This is a genomic window from Actinomadura sp. GC306, from assembly GCF_004348665.1.
Lineage (GTDB): Bacteria > Actinomycetota > Actinomycetes > Streptosporangiales > Streptosporangiaceae > Spirillospora.
The window spans coordinates 1-4,209 of record NZ_SMKM01000400.1 but is presented as its reverse complement, the minus strand read 5'-3'; the positions used below and the strand labels follow the sequence as shown (position 1 = coordinate 4,209).

At 74.2% G+C, this 4,209-nt stretch carries 3 protein-coding genes; 1 reads left to right on the top strand and 2 read right to left on the bottom strand.

Annotation, left to right across the window (positions count from 1 at the left end):
* The first annotated feature begins 186 nt into the window (after positions 1-186).
* A complete protein-coding gene (locus tag E1200_RS31625; protein WP_131956067.1) occupies positions 187-1,845 on the top strand; it encodes an ABC-F family ATP-binding cassette domain-containing protein in 1,659 nt (552 codons plus the stop codon).
* Between the two features lie 15 nt (positions 1,846-1,860).
* On the opposite strand, the gene E1200_RS31620 is transcribed toward E1200_RS31625, so the two are convergent.
* Positions 1,861-2,850, bottom strand: coding sequence for an MBL fold metallo-hydrolase (locus E1200_RS31620; RefSeq protein WP_131956065.1), 990 nt, complete (start codon positions 2,848-2,850; stop codon positions 1,861-1,863).
* Positions 2,851-2,951: 101 nt separating this feature from the next.
* Positions 2,952-4,109, bottom strand: coding sequence for a steroid 3-ketoacyl-CoA thiolase (locus tag E1200_RS31615; protein ID WP_131956063.1), 1,158 nt, complete (start codon positions 4,107-4,109; stop codon positions 2,952-2,954).
* Between the last annotated feature and the right edge of the window lie 100 nt (positions 4,110-4,209).

Below are 4,209 nucleotides of genomic sequence, written 5' to 3'. Positions count from 1 at the left end.
GGGCGGGGTTGCTAGCGTCGGGGGCGTGCCACGGTTGTTCTTTCTCTGATTCCTTTCTGGGCGGCCCGTCCCTCGCCTGAGCGAGCCACGGGCGGTCTGACGCTGTTCTGAGTCAGCTCAGAGGCGCGCTTTCCCACGAGTCCTTCTCGACGCGTTCGCGCGTGCGCGCCTCCGTCCGGAGGAAGAATGAACACCCTTTCCATCACCCTGCCCGCGCGTGCCCGTGCGCAGCTCACCGCCGAAGGCGTCCGCGTCGTCCGCGGCGGGCGCACCGTCCTCGACGGCGTGGACGTGACGGTCTCGCCGCGGGCCCGCTGGGGCATCGTCGGGGAGAACGGCCGCGGCAAGACGACCCTGCTCCACGTGCTGAGCGGGGCGCTGGTGCCCGACGAGGGCCGCGTCCAGCGGGTCGGCACGCTCGGGATCGCCGAGCAGGCCATGGCCGCCGGGCCCGGTGCCACCGTGGGCGACGCCGTCGACCGGGAGCTCGCGGACGCCCGTGCCGCGCTGGCGGCGTTCGACGAGGCGACGCGGGCGCTGTCCGAGGGGCGGCCCGGCGCGGAGCAGGAGTACGAGGCTGCGCTGGACGCGGCGGAGGCGCTCGACGCCTGGGACGCCGACCGGCGCGTCGATCTGGCACTGGAGAACCTGGGCGCGGTCACCGACCGGACCAGGCGCCTGGCGGAGCTGTCCGTCGGGCAGCGCTACCGGGTGCGGCTCGCGTGCCTGCTCGGCGCCGAGCACGACTTCCTGCTCCTGGACGAGCCGACGAACCATTTGGACGCGGCGGGGCTCGACTTCCTCACGGCGAGGTTGCGCGCGCATCCGGGCGGGGTCGTCGTGGTCAGTCATGACAGGGCGCTGCTGTCCGATGTGGCGACGACCGTTCTCGACCTGGACCCCAGCCGGGACGGGCGCCCGCAGGTCTACGGGGACGGCTACGCCGGATACCGCGAGGGCCGGGAGGCGGAACTCCAGCGCTGGGAGGAGGAGTACGAGCGGCAGCGGGCCGAGCACGCGCGCCTCACCCGGGAGCTGTCCGAGGCCCAGAACCGGCTCGTGACCGGCTGGCGGCCCGGCAAGGGGACGGGCAAGCACCAGCGCGCCACCCGCGCCCCCGGCATCGTCCGGTCCGTGCACCGGCGCCGGGACGACCTGGAGCGGCACGCGGTGACCGCGCCGGTGCCGCCGCGGCGGTTCCGGATGCCGGACCTGCCCGCCCGTCCCGGCGTCCGGCTGCTGACCGCCGACGACGTGCGGGTGGAGGGGCGCCTGCACCAGGACGTGTCTCTTGTCCTGGAGTCGGGTTCGCGCCTGGTCGTGACCGGGCCGAACGGGGCGGGGAAGTCGACGCTGCTGGCGGTGCTCGCGGGGCGGCTCGCCCCGACCGGCGGCGTCACGCGCAGCGCCCCGGGAACGCGGGTGGAACTGCTGGCCCAGGAATCACCCGAGGTGCAGGGCAGGGCGCACGACGTGTTCGCCGCGCACGTCGGGCGCCTGGTCACGGCGGGCCGCATCGGGGAGGACGAGACGGTCTCGCTGTCCGCGCTGGGGCTGCTGTCGCCGGACGACGTCGGCAAGCCCGTGGGTGCCCTGTCCATGGGGCAGCGGCGCAGGCTCGACCTGGCGATGGTGCTGGCGGCCCGGCCGCACGTCCTGCTGCTGGACGAGCCGACCAACCACCTGTCGATCGCCCTGGTGGACGAGCTGACCGAAGCGCTCCAGGCGACTCCGGCGGCCGTCGTCCTCGCGACCCACGACCGGCAGCTGCAGCGCGACACCGCGGGCTGGCCGCGGCTCGCCCTGGGGCCCGCGCGGCCGCTCGGCGCCGTGCGGGCCGGGTAGCACGGGTAGGGCGGTTCAGCGGAGGCGGTAGCGGAGGGGGTCGCCCGTGCCCTCGCGGCGGGCGACCCCCCGGGTTTCGAGGGTGCGGATGTGCGCGGCGGCCTCGGCGGCGGCCATCCGGCGGGCGAACTGGGCCATCTCCTCCCAGGGGTTGCGCCAGGTCAGGCCCGCCGTGATGTCCCACAGCGTCCTGGGCTGCGCGGACAGCAGGGCGGTGATCTCGGTGAGCCGCTGCTCGTGGTGCTCGATGATCTCCTGGGCGCGGCCGGAGAGGCCGGTGAAGCGGTACTGGTGGGCCGGCAGCACCTCGTCCACGGACATCGCGGAGACCTTGTCGAGGGAGCCGAGGAAGTCGCTGAGCGGGTCCACGTCCGGGATGTCGTACGGGTACAGGCCGATGTGCGGGGTGATGCGGGGCAGGACGTGGTCGCCGGTGAAGATCCGGTCGCCGTCCTCCAGGTGCAGGCAGATGTGGCCGGGGGAGTGGCCCGGCGTCCAGATGGTGCGGAGCCTGCGGCCCGGGAGGTCGACGAGGTCGCCGTCGGACAGCTCGCGGTCCGGGACGGCGGGCGGCTCGACCCGGCGGTCCGCGGGCGGCTCGGTCAGGTCGGACTCGGCGGCGCCCGCGCGGCGCAGCGCGGTCAGCTCGAACGAGCGGCGGCCGCCCTGCCCGACGGAGCGGAACAGCCGGGTGATCTCGGCGTCCGCGTGGTGCATGGCGATCCAGCCGCCGGACGCCTCGCGCACCTTGCCCGCGAGGCCCGCGTGGTCGGGGTGGTAGTGGGTGACGACCACGCCGCGCACGTCGGCGACGTCGATGCCGAACGTGCCGAGCCCGCCGGTGAGGGCCGCCCAGGCGTCCTCGTGGTGCCAGCCCGCGTCGATCAGTACGGGGCCCTGGGGGCTCTCGACCGCGTACACCAGCGTGTAGGCGAGGGGGTTGTCCGGGATCGGGACTGGAACGCTCCAGAGTCCGCCGCCGAGGTCTTCGGGTTCCGGCTGCAAGGAGGGACCGCCTTTCGCGCCTTCGCAGAGTGGCGGCCCCGGCGGTGCGCCGGGGCCGTGTCGTGGGCCGGTGTCGTGGGCCGGTGTCGTGAGTCGTCCGGTCAGATCCGTTCGAGGATGGTCGCCGTGGACAGCGCACCGCCGCAGCACATCGTGACGAGGGCCGTCCCGGCGTCGCGGCGCTCCAGCTCGTGCAGCGCGGTCGTGATCAGGCGCGAGCCGGTCGCGCCGACCGGGTGGCCGAGGGCGATGGCGCCGCCGTTCACGTTGACCTTGTCCATGTCCGGCTTGTGGACCGACGCCCAGGACAGCACGATCGACGCGAACGCCTCGTTGATCTCGGTGATGTCGATGTCGTTCATCGTCATGCCGGACTTCTGCAGCACGCGCTCGGTCGACTGGACCGGCCCGTCCAGGTGGTAGTACGGCTCGGAGCCGACCAGGGCCTGGCTCCGGATGCGGGCGCGGGGGCGCAGGCCGAGGGCCTTGGCCTTCTCCTCGGACATGAGGACGACGGCCGCGGCCCCGTCGGAGATCTGCGACGAGGTTCCCGCGGTGTGCATGCCGTCCGGCATGACCGGCTTGAGCCCGGCGAGGCCGTCGGCGGTGGTCTCGCGCAGGCCCTGGTCGCGGGTGACCTCGCGGGTCTCCCCGGTCACGTTGCCCTCGCCGTCGAGGACGGGCGCCGTGATGGGGGCGATCTCGCGGTCGAAGCGGCCGTCGGCCCACGCCTTGGCGGCGAGCTGCTGCGAGCGGGCGCCGAACGCGTCGAGGTCGGCGCGGGTGATGCCGCGCCGGGCGGCGATCCGCTCGGCCGCCTCGAACTGGTTCGGCATGTCGAGCGACCAGTCGTCGGGCCGCGGGTCGGCGGGCATGACGTTGCTGCCGAGCGGCGCGCGGCTCATGACCTCGACGCCGCAGCCGATCGCGACGTCCACGACCCCGGCGGCGATCTGCGACGCGGCCAGGTGGACGGCCTGCTGCGCCGACCCGCACTGCGCGTCGATCGTGGTGACGCCGGTCTGCCAGGGCAGGCCCGCGTAGAGCCAGGCGTAGCGGCCGACGTGGCCGCCCTGCTCGCCGGCCTGCGTCACGCAGCCGGCGAACACCTGCTCCACCTCGGCGGCGTCGAGGCCGGCGCGCCCCACCGCGGCGTTGAGCGCGTGCGCCAGGACGGCCTGGGCCTTCATGCCCGCCAGCCAGCCGTTGCGCTTTCCGAGCGGTGTGCGCACCGCCTCGACGATCACCGGGGTTCCCATGCGGTCTCCTTCTAGAACGAGATTCGCTTCACTGTAACCCGTTCTAGATTTCCCGCAGGTAACCGCGTCCCGCTAAGCAGGACCGCCCCCGCCCCCGCCG

What these genes read in the sequence shown, in the direction of transcription:
- E1200_RS31625 (WP_131956067.1), top strand. Translation starts at nt 187, where the DNA reads ATGAACACCCTTTCCATCACCCTGCCCGCGCGTGCCCGTGCGCAGCTC.
- E1200_RS31615 (WP_131956063.1), bottom strand. Translation starts at nt 4,109, where the DNA reads ATGGGAACCCCGGTGATCGTCGAGGCGGTGCGCACACCGCTCGGAAAG.